This window comes from Cognatiyoonia koreensis (genome assembly GCF_900109295.1).
Lineage (GTDB): Bacteria > Pseudomonadota > Alphaproteobacteria > Rhodobacterales > Rhodobacteraceae > Cognatiyoonia > Cognatiyoonia koreensis.
This window is the reverse complement of record NZ_FOIZ01000002.1, coordinates 993961-1013189: the sequence shown is the minus strand read 5'-3', so window position 1 is coordinate 1013189 and position 19229 is coordinate 993961. Positions and strand designations below refer to the sequence as shown.

Here is a 19229-nt window from a genome sequence, read left to right as displayed (position 1 = left end):
AAAGGACCACTTTCATGGCTCCCAAAGTACTCATCTCTGACAAACTCTCTGACGCTGCTGTGCAGATCTTCAAGGACCGCGGCATCGACGTCGATTTCAAACCGGACCTCGGCAAGGACAAGGACGCCTTGCTGAAGGTCATTGGCGACTATGACGGGTTGGCGATCCGGTCCGCGACCAAGGCAACCGCAAAGATCATCGAGGCCGCAAAAAACCTCAAGGTGATCGGCCGCGCCGGGATCGGCACCGATAACATCGACAAGGAAGCGGCAAGCAAGGCCGGTATCATTGTCATGAACACCCCGTTCGGAAACATGATCACGACAGCTGAACATGCCATCGCGATGATGTTCGCCGTCGCGCGACAGATTCCCGAGGCCAGCACCTCTACCCATGCGGGCAAGTGGGAAAAATCGAAATTCATGGGCGTCGAGCTGACCGGCAAGACGCTTGGTGTGATTGGCGCAGGCAATATCGGTGGTATCGTTTGCGATCGTGCGCGCGGCCTGAAGATGAAGGTCTTGGCCTATGATCCGTTCCTTGGCGAAGAGAAAGCCGAGAAGATGGGCGTCAAGAAGGTCGATCTGGCCGAATTGCTGGCCCATGCGGATTTCATTACCTTGCACGTCCCGTTTACGGACCAGACCGCGAATATCCTGTCGCGTGAGAACATCGCAAAGATGAAGAAAGGTGTGCGGATCATCAACTGCGCCCGTGGCGGGCTTGTCGATGAAGAGGCACTGGCAGAGGCGCTGAAGTCGGGTCATGTGGCAGGTGCCGCATTTGATGTCTTTGCCGTGGAACCGGCAACCGATTCACCACTGTTCAATCTGCCAAATGTCGTAGTGACCCCGCACCTTGGGGCTGCAACCACCGAGGCACAGGAGAATGTCGCTTTGCAGGTTGCCGAACAGATGTCCGATTATCTGCTGACGGGTGCCGTGTCGAACGCGCTGAACATGCCGTCCGTGACCGCAGAGGAAGCCAAGGTCATGGGACCCTGGATCGAGCTTGCCGGACATCTTGGCAACTTTACCGGCCAGATGACGGATGAACCGATCAAGGCGATCAACATTCTTTATGACGGTGAAGCGTCTTCCATGAACCTTGAAGCGCTGACCGCGGCAACTATCGCGGGCATCATGAAGAAGGTGAACCCCGACACGAATATGGTGTCCGCCCCCGTCATCGCGAAAGAGCGTGGCATCCAGGTGTCGACCACCAAACAGGATCAGTCGGGCACGTTTGACGGTTACATCAAGGTCACCGTCGTCACCGGCAAGCGCGAACGTTCGGTTGCAGGGACCGTGTTCAGCGACGGCAAGCCGCGCTTTATCCAGATCAAGGGCATCAATATAGACGCCGAGATCGGGGAACACATGGTCTATACCACGAACGAGGACGTACCCGGCATCATCGGTGCGCTGGGTCAGACCATGGGTGACAATGGCGTGAACATCGCGAACTTTACCCTCGGCCGGAAAGAGGCCAAGGGCGAGGCGATTGCGTTGCTTTACGTTGACGAACCGGTGCCTGCAAAGGCGCTTGATGCGTTGATTGCAACCGGCAAGTTCACCCAAGTCAAACCGCTTACATTCGACGTACGCTAGCGCCCTTTCCAGACCTTGGGGCGTGCGATGCGCCCCAAGGTCACGCAGAATTTAAATCGAGCCGGTCATCACGCTATTTGCGATGACTGGTGCGTATCCACCTCTGGTCTGGGCATTCCGGATGCTTGGGTCTAAGAGACAGCATGGCTCTGACCTTTTCCGCGTTTTCCGATATTTTGAACCACGGGTTTGACACCGTGATCGACGTTCGTTCACCGACGGAATTTGCTGAGGACCACATACCCGGTGCCATTAACCTCCCGTCTCTGTCCAATGACGAACGCGCGGAAGTCGGTACGATCTATAAGCAGATCTCTCCCTTCAAGGCGCGCAAGATCGGTGCGTCGCTGGTGTTGAATAATGTGGCGCGGCATATCGCTGGCCCGCTGAAAGACTACGATGGCGGTTGGCAACCGCTTGTCTATTGCTGGCGCGGCGGGCAACGGTCGGGTGTCTTTTCGATGCTTCTCAAAGAAGTGGGTTGGCGTGCGCAGACTGTCGCAGGCGGCTATCAGACGTTTCGCAGGATCGTGAAAAACAGCCTTTACGACGCACCGCTGCCGCATCGCTTTATTCTGCTGGACGGATATACCGGCACCGCCAAAACTGCACTCTTGCCACGCTTGGCTGAACGCGGCGTGCAGACGCTGGACCTTGAAGGGCTGGCGCGACATCGCGGATCACTGCTGGGTGCCTTGCCCGGTGGCCAGCCGTCGCAACGCGCGTTCGAGACGTCCCTTGCGGTTGCATTGCATGATCTTGATCCGAACCGCGTCACAATCGTCGAGGCCGAAAGCAGCAAGATCGGCCGTCTGAACCTGCCGCCAAGTCTTTGGTCTGTCATGTTGGGCGCGTCGCGCATTGACCTGACTGCAAGTCCAGAGGTACGTGCGGTCTATCTGGCGACTGCCTATGACGATATTTTGCGCGATCCGCTTACTGTGCGGGACCGTTTGGCCGGATTACGCCATATGCGTGGTCATGCAGTCGTCGACCGCTGGCAGGCACTTCAGGATGCGGGCGATTACACGGGGCTGGCTGCTGCCTTGATGGCCGATCACTATGACCCTGCCTATGCCAAATCGCGCCGGATTGATGCGCGTTCCGTGATTTCAGCGGTTCATGCAGATACGCTGGACGAGGATGGTCTGAACCGTGTCGCTGATCTGATCGCTGCGCAAATCACTGCACTTTGATTGTGCCTGTCTGTTCGGTCAGGTGTCCGATGATTGCTGCGTCCTCATAGCCCGCCTTTTTCAAGCGCGCCAAAATCTGCTGCGATCGTTCCGCCGGAACCGATGCCAACAAACCGCCCGCTGTTTGCGGATCAAAGAGCAGGTCGGCGACAGGCCCATCGGCCCCGAATATACTGCCCGCGCCGCTGCGATTGTCGCCATAGAGCGTGGATTTGATGCCGTCTTCTGACAAAGCGCGCGCACCCTGCATCAGTGGCACATCACCTAGAGCGACCACCGCACCGGCATTCGAAGCCTCGCAAAGTCCGGCAAGATGGCCCGCAAGTCCGAACCCCGTCACATCCGTCATGGCATGGGCCTCTGTCAGGATTTCGGAGGCCTTAGCCTGATCGGCGCACATCGTTTCCAGCGCGCCAATCACATCTGCGCCTGCCGCCTTACCCGCCATTTCAGCCGCCATGATGACGCCAGACCCAAGCGGTTTGGTGAGGATCAGCGCATTCCCCGCTTTGCCACCTGCTATGGTGATCGGCTTGTCGCAAAGGCCAGTGACGGTGAAACCGATGGTCATTTCATCGCCCAGCGATGTGTGCCCGCCAACAATTGCCGCACCAGCCTTGCCCATGATTTCTGCTGCGGCCGCCATGATTTCATCCAGCATACGCTGTTGTAGTTCCGGCGACGTGCGCGGCAGGATGATTGTTGCCGTCGCGGCTTGCGGTTTTGCCCCCATCGCCCAGATATCACCAAGTGCATGAACTGCCGCGATCCGCGCCATCATCACTGGATCATTGGTGAAACTGCGCAGATGATCGGTACTGATGACCTGCCCGATGCTTCCCATACGCAAGAGGGCGGCGTCGTCACCGGTAACGGTGACAACATCGTCACGACTGTGATCGGGCAAGGATTTGAGTGCAGACCGCAATGCTGTCCGCCCGACCTTTGCCCCGCATCCGCCGCACATCGGCTTGTCGCCCAGCGCGTCCCTGACCCCGTCGGCAATGGTCAGCGGCAGATCAGGCTGATCCATCATCTGAAGGTTTTCAAACTGGTTCATGAACTTGCGGTCGATGTGGTCTTTCCATTTCCACAACAATCCGCCGGCCATCGCCGTGCCGAATTTTTCGGCGAGGGCCTTTTTGTCGCCCAAGGAAATCAGCTTGAGGTAGTCCTTTTGCGGCTTGTAGCTGCGCAGCGTTCCCCCCGACAAAGCCGCCCGCAAGTTATCAAAGTGGACCGGAGCCTGCCGCACCGCGTAGACCCCCGCCTTGGGCCGTGGATCAGCGCTGAAATGCGCACAATCACCGACCGCAAAGATCGCGGGATCACTGGTTTGCAGGTGTGCGTCCGTCCAGATGAAGCCCTCGTGCATTTGCAGACCGATATCCGACTGCCAGTCATGCGGTTTCGCCCCTGCAGCACCGACTGTGAAGTCGGACGGGACCACTGTTCCGCCTTCGCATTCAACACCATCCGAATGCACCGCGACTGCGCTGGCGTCTTCGTGGATCGTGACGCCGTTGGCGGCCAAAGCGCTTTTCATTTTTTGCCGTGCGGTGTCCCCAAGAACGGCCAGAACCTTGCCCCGATCCAGCAGATGGATGTCGGGCGTTTGTCCGCGCGCGCGTAGCGCGTGGGCCATGGCCATCGCGAGTTCCGCACCGGCAACCCCGCCGCCGATCACCGCAACATGCGGATCGGATGCCGTGCTGCGAAAGCTGTCCCAGCGCGATGCAAAAACCCCGAGCGGTTTTGCAGGCACGCCATATTCTGCAAAACCCGGCAACTTTGGCATTTCAGATGTGATCCCGATGTCGATCGCTGCCACATCATACGAGATGGGAGGTCGCCCTGGCACACTGATTGTCTTTGCTTTCAGGTCGATGCCATTCACCGCACCGTTGATGATCCTTGCTTCTGCAAATCGTGCCAGCTGCACAAGATCGATATCAAGCTCTGCGCGGGTGTAGTGCCCCGCGACGAAACCCGGCAGCATCCCCGAATATGGCGCTGTCGCGCCAGGGTTGATCACTGTCAGCCGTACCCCCGGCAGCGGGTTCATTCCCCATTTGCGCAGAATGAGTGCGTGGGTATGGCCACCGCCAACAAGAACAAGATCACGGGTGAGAGGAATTCTGGAATGCATATCCGCGTTCTAGCAACCGGCACGTCAGGGCGCTAGCCACTGCCCCTGCCAATCACGCGAGCGTGCGAATGCGGCGCGCCTGTATTCGTCGCCTAGGTGGAGCGCGTCGATCTCTGAGATTGCGCACCGCAGCACCGCGAAGCTTTCGAAGTCTGCAGGCTTTTTATAGTCAAGCGCGTCCGGGATGACCGTTCCGGGCGAGGGCCGTGTGCCGTAAACCTCGCGCGCTGGATCGGGGACGTTCGCCCAGATGTCTGCCACGGCGTCACCGGTCAGGATGTCCACGGTCGTCAGCAATCTGATCTGAAGCCGCTGTTTCTGGTCCCAGATGTGGAATGTCGCGTGTGGCGATTGCCGCAAGCTTGCGACCTTTGCTGTTCCAAGATCGGTGTGAACATCGAGCGCGTGGGTTTTCGGATCGGCCGCGCGCAGCACAATGGTGCGGGCTTCGGGTTTGCCGTCCCGCACCGTGGTGAATGTCGGCGTGCGCGCCACATGCTTTCGATCTGCAACACCGCGCCCAAGCGTCTGCCAGATACGGTCATGGATCCCGTCAAGCGTTTTGAACCAGTCACTCATAGCCTGTCATCTCCAGATATCCGCGGCCGTTGTGGCTGCCTTCGATGGTGATCGGCCCTTCCCAGTATGGCACGGAGGTCGCCATCCACGCATCGGGGTTGATCGCGGTCACTGTCACGTCGACGTTCTTATCTGCGAGCGTCACCTGCCACCGCGTCGGGACGGTACGCCCATCAACGTCGCTGGTTTCCAGCACCTCGGCCTGAAACGCGCCGTCGGGATAGGCGATGGTCGCGCCATCCGGCGTGATCCACGTGGCAGACGTGTAAGCGTTTCCGTCCGTCTGGCGCAGCAGGAACCCCATCATCTTGGTTCCGTCATCGAAGGACAGCGAAAACCAGTCCCAGCCTGTCTGATCGTCAGACAGCGGTTGCGATGACCATTCGCGATCCAGCCAGGCTTGCCCTGTCACGGGAACATCCCCCGTCGGCAGTGTCAGTGTCCCTGTCACTTCGAGAAAGGGATAGGAATAGTAATATGACGCCTGCCCGCCTGCCGATTTGACAGAATAGCCGCTGTCACCGTGGAAGATCTGTGGCCCGGTTTGTTTCAAGATCATGTCGTAGGCAAAGTCTGGGCCGCTTGCCGTCATTGACAGTGTGTCCGCCCAGTCGCCGGTAAGCTCCCAGTCGTCGATCCACGCAGAAAACGGGTCTGCCGTGACACCCGCCTGTCCGATCCCGCCCCGCGCCAGTCTTTCGGTCACGAAATGCCGCTCTGGCGTGGTGACGGCGGCGTGCCCCATCCATAGCTGTGGGGCGCTCCAGCCTGCGCCTTCTTCGGGCGCGAGGGCTGAGCGGAAGAGGGTCCATTGCAACCCGTAGTCGGTGCCGTTCGCGTCTTTGAGATTGGCCGTCAGATACCACCATTCGATCCGGAAATCCGGGTGGGGTCCGTGATCAGTTGGGAAGTCGAACACGTATCCACGTTCTGGCACAGCGAACCCTTCGTCCGCCTGCGTGCCAAGCCCGGCAAACCCTTGTGCCGCAACAGTACTGGCAATCCAGAAGGTCAGAAGCACACTAAAGACCGATGCAAGAAATGGTTTAGCGTTCATTGGAAAACACCTTGAGCAAGTCTGCGGGCGGTGTGCGCGAGAGCCGTAACGCGGGCCAGATCGCGGCAATCGCGGCCGCAAGCAGGGCGAAAAGTCCCAAACGCAGATAGTCCATCGGGAAAAGATACATGGGCAGTTGCCACCCGAACGCCGCCACATTCACAATGGCAAGCAAGGCCCAAGCGAGTGCGAGGCCGAGCGGCAACGCAAGCACGGCGGTCAAGACGGCAAGGACAACGGCCCGCACAAGTTCCAACTGGCCGAGTTTGCGCCGTGTCATGCCGACGGCCCAAGCCGGCGCAAGTTGCGGCACGCGCATGGTTGCAAGAGTCAGCAGGCTCATCAAGATCGCAAAGCCGGCGACCGCGAGTGTCAGGATATTAAGCGCGGTCGTCACCGTGAAGGTCCGTTCAAACACGTCGAGCGAGAACGCCTTTATCCCCGCCTGATTGATTGTATTGGCGGGCGGCAATCCAAGATCGGCTTCCATATCCGCAACCAATTGCGGCACCTCTGATTGATCCATGCGCAGGCCGAAATTCGTCGCGACGCGATCGGGAAACAGGGTCTGAAACACATCGAGCGTGATGATGGCCTGTCCGATTGGATTGCCATAATCGCCGTAAGTGCCCACGATTTCGAAATCGCGCCCTGCGAGGGGAATGGATTCTCCCACGTTCAAATTGGCACGGCGGGCGAGTTGTTCGTTGATCAGGATCCCCTCGCCCCCGGCCAGCGCGTCCCACGGGTTCGATGCTGCCGTCAGCAAGGCCCAGTTGTTGCGATATGTCGCATGATCGCGTGCGCCAAACAGTTCTGTCGGAAACCCGGCGATTTCGGTGTTCTGCGACAGGATCGGCAGGACTGCGTCAACCCGCGGCGTCACATAGGCGAGGAGTTCTTCGGCGTGGGCTGCGTCATCTGCCGTCAGGTATAGTTCTGACGAAAGACGTTGATCGAGGAAGCCTACGAACGTCAGCCTGAAGCTGGACACCATCGTCGACACACCGACATTCGCTGCCATTGCCAGCAACAAGGCCATCAGCGCAAGCGAGAGGCCCGGAAGCTGCTGGCGCGTATCCGCCCAGAACCATTGCGGCACGACCGCGTGTGCAAAAGACTGCGCCCCTGCCAAAATGCGATCCAGCAGGAACGGCAGCGCCAGAGCCGCACCGATCAGCAACGCTCCGAGAAATGCAAAACCCGCGGCAAGGCTTTGCGCTGTGAAGGCCAGAACCAGCGCAATGCCCAGCAGGATGGTTGCAGCGACCGCTTGAATGATCGCACCTTTCCCTGCCGCCATGGCAAGCGCGCGCTTTTGTGCCGCTGCAAGCAAGGGCATCCGCGAGAGTTTCCAGAACGCACCAGCCGACGCCATAGCCGTGCCGCCCAGCGCGATGGCCAGACCTGAAAGCCACCAACTGGGGCGTAGTTGCAGTGTGCCTGCAACCTCTGCTCCGTAGAGCCCACGCAGTGTTGCAGCGACATCCGGCAGCAAGAGCGAGGCGATCACATACCCCAGAAAGACGCCAATGATCCCTGCGACGATTGCGAATATCGCCAGTTCTATCGCCATCAGCACCATTAGCGATGGTAACGGCAGGCCGAGCGCGCGCAATGTCCGCACAACCGGGCGACGCTGTTCAAATGCCAGACCGATTGCCCCATTCACGATGAAAATACCGACAGCAAAAGAGAGCAGCCCAAATGCGGTGAGGTTGAGGTGGAAGCTGTCCGTCAGCCGCCCGATGTCCGCCCCCCCTTGCGCCGACTGTCGCGACAGATCGGGTGCGACTTCGGCCAATGCGGGCCGGCCCAGCGGTTGCGCCGGGGCGACGATCAGTCTGTCGAGTTCCCCCGGTCTGTTCAAAAGTGTTTGCGCCCCACCGATGTCCATAATGACCGTTCCGGGTGCAACGTCGGGTGCGAGCACGAGGTCTGCTTGCACCTCTGGCCTGATGGCATCAAGCGCTGCGGCTGTTCCGAAGATCTGGATTCGCCCCGCTACAAACGCCCCGACATCGCCGTCAACCTGCACAGGACCCAGACCGCCCGGCGCGGTCAGGGGGTCAAGCCCGACGACACGCTGACCGGCGAGCCGTCCTTCGATCACCGGTGAAACCAGCCAGCCTGCGCGGCGCAGTGCGATATAGGTATCCTGCGCGATGGGTCGGTCTGTAGAGGATTGCAATTGGTCGAACTGGCCTTCGCCCAAGGTTGCCGCCGCTGCGTCATAGCTTGCCCGCGCTTCGGCATTTACGGCCTGCACACCGGACCACAGTGCAGTCGCGAGTGCCAGTCCGGTCAGCAGCGTGAAAAGCTGGAGCGGGTTGCGCCACCAATGCGACAACAGGGCGGAAAGCGCCGTTCGCGTCATGCAACGCGCCCTGCGGCAAGATGCAGTCGCGATTCCATGCGCGCGGCAAGCCTGTCCGAATGGGTGACCATCAGCAGCCCGGCGCGCGTTTCCGTGACAAGCTCCAGCATCAGATCCAGCACGGTTTCGGCTGTTGCTTCGTCCAGATTGCCCGTCGGTTCATCCGCCAGCACCAGCTTGGGCTTTGGCGCAAGTGTGCGGGCGATGGCAACACGCTGCTGCTGTCCGCCCGACAGCTGTTCGGGATATTTGCGCATTTGGGCCGTCAGCCCCATGCGGTCTGCCAGCGTTGTGACCCATGCGGGATCGTGTTGGTCTGCGAGCCTTGCCTGAAACGAGATATTGTCGGCAACACGCAGGCTGGGGATCAGGTTGAATTGCTGGAAGACGACCCCCACCGCGCCACGCCGCACGCGTGCCCGTGCTGTGTCATCCATCGCGGCGATGTCCTGCCCGTCGATCATGATTTTGCCTTGGTCTGGGACGTCCAGCCCACCGATCAAATGCAGCAAGGTGCTTTTCCCGCTGCCCGACTCGCCCGTCAGCGCGAGCGTTTGGCCCCTGTCCAGTGTCAGATCAATCCCGCGCAAGACCTCGAACGGGCCGTCCGCGGTCTGGTATGTCTTGTGAATGTTTGTCGCTTCCAACAGCATGTGATCCCTCGCCTGTTGCTGGACTTAAACCGTACGGGCGAAAGGGAAACCAGAGATGTTCGACAAAGACCGTGACCTGACGTTTTCCTGACACGTCGTGGGCCGCGCGATAAGCTGCCACGCAACAGAGGAGGCATCCATGACAGACATCGTAATCCTTTCCGGCGCGCGCACCGCTATTGGCACTTTTGGTGGATCCCTTGCCGGGACGACGCCGATCACACTCGGGGCGACCGTCGCCAAGGCGGCACTGGATCGTGCAGGGCTGGAAGGCGCACAGATCGGCCACGTTGCCTTTGGCCACGTCATCAATACCGAGCCGCGCGATATGTACGTCAGCCGCGTGGCTGCAATGGAAGCGGGCATTCCCGAAAGCACACCGGCAATGAATGTGAACCGCCTTTGCGGATCTGGTGTGCAGGCCATTGTGTCTGTCGCGCAGTCGCTGATGCTGGGGGATGCCGATTTCGGGCTAGCTGGCGGATCGGAGAACATGTCGCGATCACCCTACATCATCAGCGATCAGCGTTGGGGGGCCAAGATGGGTGACGTCAAAACGCAGGACATGATGCTTGGGGCGCTGAACTGCCCGTTTGGCACGGGTCACATGGGTGTTACCGCTGAGAACGTCGCCCGCGAACACGGAATCAGCCGCGACGAACAAGATGCGTTTGCGCTGGAAAGCCAGAACCGTGCGGCCAAAGCCATTGCCAGCGGATATTTCAAGGATCAGATCACGCCAGTCGATGTGCGGGTCAAACGCGAAATGGTCGCGTTCGACACTGACGAGCATCCCAAACCCTCTTCCAGCGAAAGCCTTGCCAAGCTGCGCGCCGTGTTTGAGAAAGACGGGACGGTCACGGCCGGAAATGCCTCTGGCCTGAATGACGGTGCTGCCGCGATTACGCTCGCACGCGCGGACGCCGCCGAGAAAGCCGAATTGAGTCCTGCCTTCCGTATTCTGGGCTATGCCCATGCCGGTGTGCGGCCAGAGGTCATGGGCATCGGGCCCGTGCCTGCCGTTCAGAACCTGCTGGCGCGGACCGGCCTGAAGGCGGATGATTTTGATGTGATTGAAAGTAACGAAGCCTTTGCCGCGCAGGCGCTTGCCGTCAGCAAGGAACTGCATTTCGATCCCGCGAAGGTCAATCCGAACGGCGGTGCGATTGCGTTGGGGCATCCGGTGGGTGCCACTGGCGCAATCATCACCGTCAAGGCGATGTATGAGCTGGAGCGCATCAACGGACGCAAAGCCCTGATTACGATGTGCATCGGTGGCGGTCAGGGGATTGCGCTGGCCATCGAGCGGCTGTGACCTAACGGAGCTGTACCTGCGTCCGGTCGGTCCGCCCTTGGGCGTCGATCACCGTCAGGGCAGAAAAGCCGCGACCCAGATCGTGGATCACCAGTTCGCGGTGGCGCGTTGTTGCCACGGGTGTCCCGTTAGCCAGCCATGTGAACGGGCCGACGCCGTCACGGACCTTTGCCAGCAGATCGACCCCTTCGATCACCGCCCCGTCAGGCGGGAAGGCGATTTCTGGTCCGCCGCCGGGTTCAATCACATGACGTCCACGAAATTGCTGGAGCGGCAGTGGCAATTGCGCTGTCGGCAACAGCAGCGTCGCCGGGGGCGGCGCGCCGATTGGAGTGATTTCGGGTGCAACCCGCGCGAAGGCCGCGAACATCACAGGCGCGGCGAGGTCGCCGCCGAATGCTCCCGGCACGGGCGTGCCGTCAGCCCGCCCCATCCAGACACCAATCACATGTTGCCCGTCAAATCCGATCGACCACGCGTCGCGGTGCCCATATGACGTGCCTGTCTTGAAAGCGATCCCGCTGCCTTGCACGCCGACAGGTCGGGGGACATTGCGCAATATATCTGCGACTTGCCATGCCGCGACATCGCCCATGATCTGTTGCGGGGCAAATCCTGCGGTCGGGCTCTCGCGCCAGCGCAGGTCCATCGCGACGCCTTCGTTTGCGATGCCGCCGTAGACCTGGACAAGGTCATTCAGTGTCAGGCCAACCCCGCCCAGCGCCACCGCGAGTCCGGGCGCACCGCCCGGCACCTGCGGGTCGGCACCTGCACGGCGCAATCCTGCGATCAAGTGGTGCGGGCCCAGTGCCTCGGTCACGCTGACCACGGGGATGTTCAGCGACAATTGCAAGGCCGTGCGCACGCGAAGTTCTCCGCGATAGAGACCGTCGAAATTCTGCGGGGCGTAACCGTCAAAAACAGTCGGGCGGTCAAGGATCAACGTTTCGGGGTGGATCATGCCCTGTTCGAACCCAAGCCCATACACGACCGGTTTGAGTGTCGAACCCGGAGAGCGCACGGCGCGGGTCAGATCAATGAAACCAGCCCGCCCATCGGCGCGATATGCAGCAGAGCCGACGCTTGCCAGCATCTCGCCGGTCTTGTGATCGGCTACGACAATTGCCACTTGAAGCCTGTCGGACCGGCCTGATGTCGCCTGCGCAGCAAGGATTTCAAGCGCGAGTTGAAGCCGGCGATCCAGCGTCAGATCATGGTGCGTTTGATGCGGTGCTTCAGCCATGGCCCGATCCGCGAGATGCGGGGCAATCGCGGGAAATGCGTGTCTGGTGGCCGCGACTGCATGACGGCTGGCGGCCTCTTGCGTAGACGCATCGATCACACCTTCCGCCAGCATGCGTGCCAGAACGCGGTTACGCGCCGTTGTCGCGGCTGCGGGATTCCGATCGGGCCGGCGTACTTCGGGCGATTGCGGCAGGGCGACCAGCAAAGCGGATTGCGCCGGTGTCAGACGACGCGGCGGCCGGTTGAAATAGGCGTACGATGCCGCGCGCACCCCTTCGATATTCCCGCCAAAAGGCGCGCGATTCAGATAGAGCGTGAGGATTTCGTCTTTGGAAAGTTGCCGTTCCAACGCCAAGGCGACTCTGATCTGACGCAGTTTGCCGCGCCACTGGCCTGTCGGTCCGTCTTCGAGCAAGCGCGCGACCTGCATCGTCAGGGTCGAGCCGCCGGATACGATTTCACCATGTTTCAGCGCAAGACCCGCACTGCGCAGCATCGCGATCATATCTACGCCGTTATGGTCATAGAACCGCTTGTCTTCATAGCGGACCAGCATTGCCAGATAGTCTGGATCGACAGCATCAAGCCCGAGTGTCATCCGCCAGCGACCATCTGCGACGGTGTAGGCACGCAGGAGATCACCGTTGCGGTCAAGCACCTCTGCGCTGACTTCGACTGTCAGCGGCGGCAGGACGGTCGTGTCGACCCAGCGGTCCAAACTGTCCCGTCCGATCCCGATTAGCCAAAGGCCGATCGCAAGGGTGAAGACGAGCCGCGTCACTCGTTTATGATCACGCGGCCGGGATCTGTATTGGCCCGCATTTCAGGGCGATACATGTCTTCGACCGACGCTGCCGGATGGTGGAATGTGCCGGGCGAAATCGCCCGTACGATATAGCCAAGCTGGAAGCTGTCGTCGCTGCGCCAGTCGACCGCGGCGAGGAACCGGTCAGACCTGAATTCCGCATTTTCGTGACGCGCTGATTCAAGCCAGTCCAACCCGCCGACATCACCGCCCTGCAAGAGGTTCGGGTTGTCGATTTCGAACCCGGCAGGAAGCGGATCGTTGATCATCAGCCGGGCTTCTTGTTCGCCGAACGGGATGACTGTCAGGACTGTTACCATCCGGTCGCCGACCCCGATGTCGTTCAGGTCGATCTGTTCCCCATCCAGATTGTAGTAAACCCTTTCGATCCTGTAGCCATTGCCGCCAGCAGGTTCCGGCACGTCCGGTACGCCGAAGGTCGTCACTGTCACCTCTGTCGCTGATGCGCCATCGTTGCGGATCAGAACTGGTTGTGTCCCGTCGCCCGCATCGCGCGCGCGCACGATCGGACCATCGGGCGCTTGCCCATCCACCATGATGCCGGATGCGCTGGCATCCCGTGTCAGGGCGTTAACGGCCAGAAGTGTCCAAGTTGCTTCCTGCGTGGAGACGCGATTGCCGTGACTGCGCAGACGGGTCACCATCTGTTCGCGGTCAACTGCGTTGCTTCCGGCCTCGACCGCCAATGTCAGCACGGCTGCCGTATCGCGGCGGTTGCTGCCATAATCGATGCGCCAGGTCGCCCTTTCTACTGTGTTGTAACGTTCGACGATGCGGTTTGCGGCCCGGTTGAACAGTGCATCTGCGCGGGGCTGGTCACCGTAGAACGCCAGTGCAGCACCCAATTGGGCGAGCGCGACCGGCGTGCTGAATGACTCTGACTTCTGGTCGGCGTAATAGCGCAGATCGCCTGTATTTGCAGCACTTTCGCGCGCAAGCACCATCAACGCATAGGCCAGATCACCACCGCCTCGGTCGAAGTCGGGATAGTAGTTCACGGCATTGCGCAGGTTATCGACCGCATTGCGGAAGGCTATATCCGGGACAGCGTGGCCATTCTGACGCGCGCGGGACAGGAAGTCCGTGACGTAGGCATCAAGCCAGAGATCACCCGAAGACGGGCTCCATAGACCGAAAGCGCCGTTCGCGGATTGGTTTGACAGCACTTCGCTGATCGCTGTCCCGATCCGTTCATCCACGTTATTGCGCGACGAAAGGCCCATCATGTTTGCGACGTTATCGAGGTAGAGCAACGGCATCGCGCGGGACGTGATCTGTTCGGTGCAGCCGTAGGGATAACGGTCCAGTGCGTTCAGCAGACCGGGCGCGTCTAGCCGAGCCAAAGGTCCGACGGCCAGTGTCGCCGAACCTGTCCCCGCCTGCATCCCAGCAAACGCATTGTCATCGAAAGTGAACGTCTGACCCGGATCAAGGCTGAAGCGGCTGATCTGGCTGACTTCTGGATCGTTGAACACGACAGGCACAATCAGTGTCTTATCCAAAACGCGGCCGTCCGGCGTCGTCACGGATACCGAGATTTCGTGCACCCCCGGATCGAAGGCAGCAAAAGCCACATCGAAGACCTGCTTGCCTTCCGGTGCGAGCGTGAAGGTCGCGGGCAGTTGCGATGCAAGGCCCAGACCGCTGGCTGACACGTTCAGCCCCATTTCGCCTGCAGGCCCGTCGGTGTGCACGATTTCAATCAGCATCCGGCTTTGATCACCGGGGGCCATGAAGCGCGGCACGCTGGCTGTGACCACTACCGGATCGCGCACGATGACATCGTGTTCGGCGTTGCCGACGCCCGTTTGGGACCATGCGACTGCCATCAATCGGATTGTTCCGTTGAAAGCTGGCATTTCAAAGCTGAGATCAACCCGCCCGTCTGCACCAACCTCCACCGGACCCTGAAAGAAGGTGACCAGTTCCTCTGTCGGGGGCGGGCTTTGCGTTCCCATCTGGGCCTGCGCATCTCCGCCGGAGCGCACAGTGCCCAGCGTTCCGTTCAGCCCGTCGATCAGCCTGCCATAGACGTCACGCATCTCCACGCCAAGTTTGCGTTGACCGAAGTAATGGTCCTTGGGATCAGGCGAGTTGAAGCCGGTGATATTCAGGATGCCAAGATCGACCGCGGCAAGCGTCACATAGGCACTTTCACCTTCGGTGATGCCGTCCACGATTAACGATACGTTCATGTCCCCGCGCGGTTCCATGATGTCCGGTGCCAACACGCTGACGTCCAGCGCCTTGTTCCCCGGATCAACCTGCGCATAGCCAAGGCCCAGCGCGCGCGCAGGATTGCGCCCGGCGTCCACATCCATCGGGCGGATGACTGATGCCGTGACATAAGCCCCTGCCCCCCATTCTTCGGTCACGGTCAGATCAATGATATTTTCGCCTTCAACGACCTCAGCAGTCTGCATCGAGATCAGCCCATCCCCCATGACGCTGACCACAGCCGTTCCGGCATAGCGCGGTACGATCCGGAACCGGGCTGTATCCCCGATGGCATAGCTTTCAGCGTCGAGTGACGCCTGCAGCACGTCCGGCGTGTCACCCGCGCTGGCTGGCGCGTACCAACCGGCGTAGAAATCTGTCGCGGCGACGCGATAGTCTGCATCAAGCGTTTCGATCATGATCTCGTGGCGGCCCCAGTCAACCACTGCACCAATCTCGAGTGGCGCGTCGCCAAGCGTTGCCCGACCGGTCGCAACCTGTGTGCGTTCTGTTGTCGGCTCCCAGTTCCAGTCGCCACCGTATGAATACCATTGATAGCGGGTGCGCACCTTGTTCACGGTCCATTGAATTTCAAGCGGCACCAGTTCAAGATCGGGCGTCAGTGCAAGCACATGAAAGCGAGCTTCGTCGTTTTCCGGCAAAGTCCCGTCGAACAGTGGTTTGATCCCGATCATCGTCTGGTTCGGCATGACCGGTACGGTTTCCTGCCGTTCGATAGGGCGGCCCGACCCTTCGGTCACCCGTGCCGTTACACGCATCTCCAAGGGTTGGGCAGCAGTCGTTTCGGGCATGTTCACCGAAAGGATCGCCGATCCATCCGCCGCAGTTGTCCCGCCGTCGAGATAACGGACACTGCCATCGACGGGTACGTCGTATCGGCCAAATTCATAGCCTTCAAAGCCTTCGAGGCTGGGAGCAGCGCGCAAAAGCACTTCGCCTTCGATACCCAAATCCCCGGCAGGCGGTCCGAAGAGATATTTTGCATCAATGCGCAAGTCGGGCGTGTCACCGACGCGGATGTCCTCGGGCAGTGTCATTTCAAAATCAATGCGTTCCGGCAAGAAGTCTTCGACCAGCACCTCTGTGCTGGCGAGCGTTTCGCCTTCTACATCGGCCAGTACAGCGATGCGCCAAGTGCCGCGCGGAGCCGTGCCGGCAACAGGCATCGCGAAGACGTGACCGCCTGACATGTCTGCCGTGGATGTGGTGCGGGCATATTCGACGCCATCAGGACGTGTCAGGATTGCTGTCAGCGGCACGCCGGGCACTGCCTGCGTGGTCGGATCCCGCATCAGGGCGGTTACATGGATCGTTTCACCGGCGCGGTAGGCCCCGCGATCGGTGGCTAGAAAGACGTCGATCGGCGGGGACGGTTCGCGCCCTTCGACACCACGATCGGACAGATCAAATGCGGGGTCTGTCAGCGACAGGAACGCAAAGTCTTCGCCTTGGCGCACATTCACCAGCGCCGGTGCGTTGCCACCCAGACCACGTGTCAGCCCTGCTTCGAAATACGCGACGCCTTCGGCGTTTGTCATTGCTGTGCCAAGCACGGCATTGGCGCGCGAGAGCAGTTCGACTTCTACCCCTTGCTTGGCTTGACCATCACCGAGCCCGCGCACGACTGCCGTCAGGCCATCGGTGCCAAGGTAGGTGGCGACGCCAAGGTCGGAGAGAACGAACCACTGTGTAGCAGGCGGATTGTCATAAGGGTCAGCACCCGGAATTTCGGCAGAAAGAACATAGAGCCCGGCCGGTTCGCCGCGCAGCACGTCGGCCATGGGAATACGCGTTGTTACATCGCGGTTCAGATCCTGAACGACCTGCGCTGTTCCTTCCCAGACGTCGGCACCGATTTCGTTCGAGATGCGGTCTTGCGAATATTCGTAGAGCGGGCGGTTCAGATAGCCGTCCTGCATCGTCCGTATGATGTTGCGATCATCGATGCGGCGGAGGGAAACGTCGATTTCGGACAGGTTCACAGTCTCGACCGGGATAGCAATGTCACCGACGCGGGGCAGCACGTAAGCCCGGCTTGGAAAGCGCACAGCGGCACTGCGGTCACGGACGTAGAGTGTAAGCTCCGTTTGGCGTGACAGCGTTTCGCCGTTCACCGACGGCAATCCTTCACGCAGCACGATACGGTAGCGGTTGCCGTGTTCGACGCCTTCAAGACAAAGCTGGCCATCGCTGACTGACACGACCATCGCAGGGTCTGGCAGTTGCACAAATGGCGTATAGTCGAACCCCGCCTGGATCAGTTCTTCGTTGAATTCGGCACAGATGCGCGGGGACGCGCTGTCGGCATCGACCTGCGTATTCGAGACGCGGAAACCATACTTGCCGATGGCATCTTCAAGGTCGACCTCGGTGTTGCGTTCAAATCGGATTTCCTGTGCGGCCCGCAGGGCCGGGATCATGGTACGCCCGCGATCACTGCGTTCAAGATTGTAGGCGATTTCGATCAGGGCCTGACGACGGTCGTCGTCTGTCAATGCGCGAAGATATGCGTTCACAGAGGCCGCCAGCGCCTGACCGCTGATCCTGTTATTCGGATTGCGCGCAAGACGCGAAAAACTTGCCCAGTCGGCCGACGCATCGGTTTCGGCCAGAACAATCTGCGCCTGCCGCACCGCAAGTGGCACATCGCGGAAGCCGGATGTCACACGTGCGACCTGTGCCTGGGCGCGTTCGAAGTCGCCAGGCTGCAGAAATGCCAGTTCGCTGACCCGCGCATCCAAATTCGCCAGAACGGCTAGGTCGGTCTTGTAGATGCGGCCCGAAACAGCACCTTCATAAACCGATACATCAGTGACGCTGCTTTTCGGAAAACAGGAATTGGACCGCGTGTTGAAGGTAAATGCCTGGCAGGATGCGTCGTTCAGACATGCTGCCTCGCAAGCCTGCAATGTCGTGTCGAAAATGCTGGAAATGTCGCTGCCGACAAAGTCGAGGTTACGTTCGTAGAGCGTCCGCTTTTCCGGCACCGGCCCATCCGCGCTGACGGCCCCTGCTAGAAATGAAAGACCAAGCGCCAAAAGGCCAATTGTGCGAAAAGCCATGCGAAAACTCCGATGCTGAAATGCATCTTGAGCGTGCCACGGCGTCCGGATTCCTTCAACTGTCTTCTAGGTCAGGTTTACCAGACCTAGGCAGCCTGAGATTCGGGATAATCGCGCAGAAACACCCAGCCGTTTTCATCGCTGAGATCACCGTCAAAGGTGTAACCGCCCGTATTGAAACCTTTGATGTCAGCAACATCGGTTATGCGGTTTTCAATGATGTAGCGCGCCATTGCGCCCCGCGCCCGTTTGGCAAAGAAGCTGACGATCCGCGGGCGGTCGTCCTTGATTTCCATGAATTGCGGCGTGATGACCTTGAGTTTCAGGGCCTTGCGATCCGCCGCGCCAAAGTATTCCTGCGATGCGCAGTTGATCAACGTGTCGGTTCCGGCCGCCTCTGCCTGCGCATTCAGCGCCTTGGCAATGGTATCGCCCCAGTAGTCATAGAGTGATTTGCCACGGCGCGTCTTCAAGCGGCTGCCCATTTCAAGACGGTAGGGTTGGATCGCGTCGAGCGGGCGCAAAAGCCCGTAGAGCCCCGACAGGATGCGCAGGTGAACCTGCGCCCATGCCAGATCATCAGCGTTCAGCGTTTTGGCTTCGAGCCCTTGGTACGTATCGCCATTGAAGGCTAGTGCCGCTGGCTTTGTTGTTTCTGCTGCGGGTTCGGCTGAGAAGGCCTTGAACCGGTCGCGATTTAGGCGTGCGAGATCGTCTGAAATGCTCATCAATCCTTTCAGATCGGTCAGGGTAAGGTTTCGTGCCGTTTTCGACAACCGCACTGCATCTGCCTGAAATTCCGGCTGTGTCGGGGCCACGGAAACGGGCGACATATCCAGAGATTTGGCAGGCGAAATAACGGTCAGCATGGGCGGAACTCCTTTGCGGCGCGGTGTAACACATAGGCCGGACAGCGGGAAAG

The 19229-nt window shown here is 60.0% G+C and carries 11 protein-coding genes; 3 read left to right on the top strand and 8 right to left on the bottom strand.

All coding sequences use genetic code 11. The annotated features are described in order from the left end of the window. Positions 1-14 precede the first annotated feature (14 nt). Both serA and mnmH read left to right on the top strand, forming a co-directional pair. Positions 15-1610, top strand: coding sequence for a phosphoglycerate dehydrogenase (serA, locus tag BMY44_RS16465; RefSeq protein ID WP_089996980.1), 1596 nt, complete (start codon positions 15-17; stop codon positions 1608-1610). 143 nt (positions 1611-1753) lie between these two features. Further along, positions 1754-2806 carry a tRNA 2-selenouridine(34) synthase MnmH gene (mnmH, locus tag BMY44_RS16460; RefSeq protein ID WP_089996979.1) on the top strand — a complete coding sequence of 351 codons (1053 nt, stop codon included), beginning with the start codon at positions 1754-1756 and terminating at the stop codon, positions 2804-2806. Here mnmH and selD read toward each other — a convergent pair. The 5 genes from selD to BMY44_RS16435 are packed head-to-tail and all read right to left on the bottom strand — an operon-like array spanning position 2793 to position 9621. Beyond that, positions 2793-4955 (bottom strand): selenide, water dikinase SelD, encoded by a 2163-nt coding sequence (gene selD, locus BMY44_RS16455; protein ID WP_089996978.1) that lies wholly within the window; start codon positions 4953-4955, stop codon positions 2793-2795. The genes mnmH and selD overlap by 14 nt on opposite strands. A gap of 24 nt (positions 4956-4979) precedes the next feature. Beyond that, a complete protein-coding gene (locus BMY44_RS16450; RefSeq protein WP_089996977.1) occupies positions 4980-5534 on the bottom strand; it encodes a PNPOx family protein in 555 nt (184 codons plus the stop codon). Then, positions 5527-6591 (bottom strand): lipocalin-like domain-containing protein, encoded by a 1065-nt coding sequence (locus BMY44_RS16445; RefSeq protein WP_089996976.1) that lies wholly within the window; start codon positions 6589-6591, stop codon positions 5527-5529. Before BMY44_RS16445 ends, BMY44_RS16450 begins: the two co-directional genes overlap by 8 nt. Further along, the gene (locus BMY44_RS16440) at positions 6581-8968 is read right to left on the bottom strand and encodes an ABC transporter permease (RefSeq protein ID WP_089996975.1); all 2388 of its coding nucleotides are present in this window, start codon (positions 8966-8968) and stop codon (positions 6581-6583) included. Before BMY44_RS16440 ends, BMY44_RS16445 begins: the two co-directional genes overlap by 11 nt. Continuing rightward, positions 8965-9621 (bottom strand): ABC transporter ATP-binding protein, encoded by a 657-nt coding sequence (locus tag BMY44_RS16435; RefSeq protein ID WP_089996974.1) that lies wholly within the window; start codon positions 9619-9621, stop codon positions 8965-8967. The genes BMY44_RS16440 and BMY44_RS16435 overlap by 4 nt, the downstream gene beginning before the upstream one ends. A gap of 139 nt (positions 9622-9760) precedes the next feature. Here BMY44_RS16435 and BMY44_RS16430 point away from each other — a divergent pair, with 139 nt between their 5' ends. Next, positions 9761-10936, top strand: coding sequence for an acetyl-CoA C-acyltransferase family protein (locus tag BMY44_RS16430; protein ID WP_089996973.1), 1176 nt, complete (start codon positions 9761-9763; stop codon positions 10934-10936). 1 nt (position 10937) lies between these two features. Here the strand turns inward: BMY44_RS16430 and pbpC are convergent, their stop codons facing one another. From pbpC to yaaA, 3 genes are all read right to left on the bottom strand, one after another. After that, positions 10938-12962 (bottom strand): penicillin-binding protein 1C, encoded by a 2025-nt coding sequence (pbpC, locus tag BMY44_RS16425; protein WP_089996972.1) that lies wholly within the window; start codon positions 12960-12962, stop codon positions 10938-10940. Further along, positions 12959-18307: an alpha-2-macroglobulin family protein gene (locus BMY44_RS16420; protein WP_089996971.1), complete on the bottom strand. Its 5349-nt coding sequence runs from the start codon at positions 18305-18307 to the stop codon at positions 12959-12961. The genes pbpC and BMY44_RS16420 overlap by 4 nt, the downstream gene beginning before the upstream one ends. Positions 18308-18393: 86 nt before the next feature. Then, positions 18394-19176, bottom strand: coding sequence for a peroxide stress protein YaaA (gene yaaA, locus BMY44_RS16415; protein ID WP_089996970.1), 783 nt, complete (start codon positions 19174-19176; stop codon positions 18394-18396). Positions 19177-19229 lie beyond the last annotated feature (53 nt).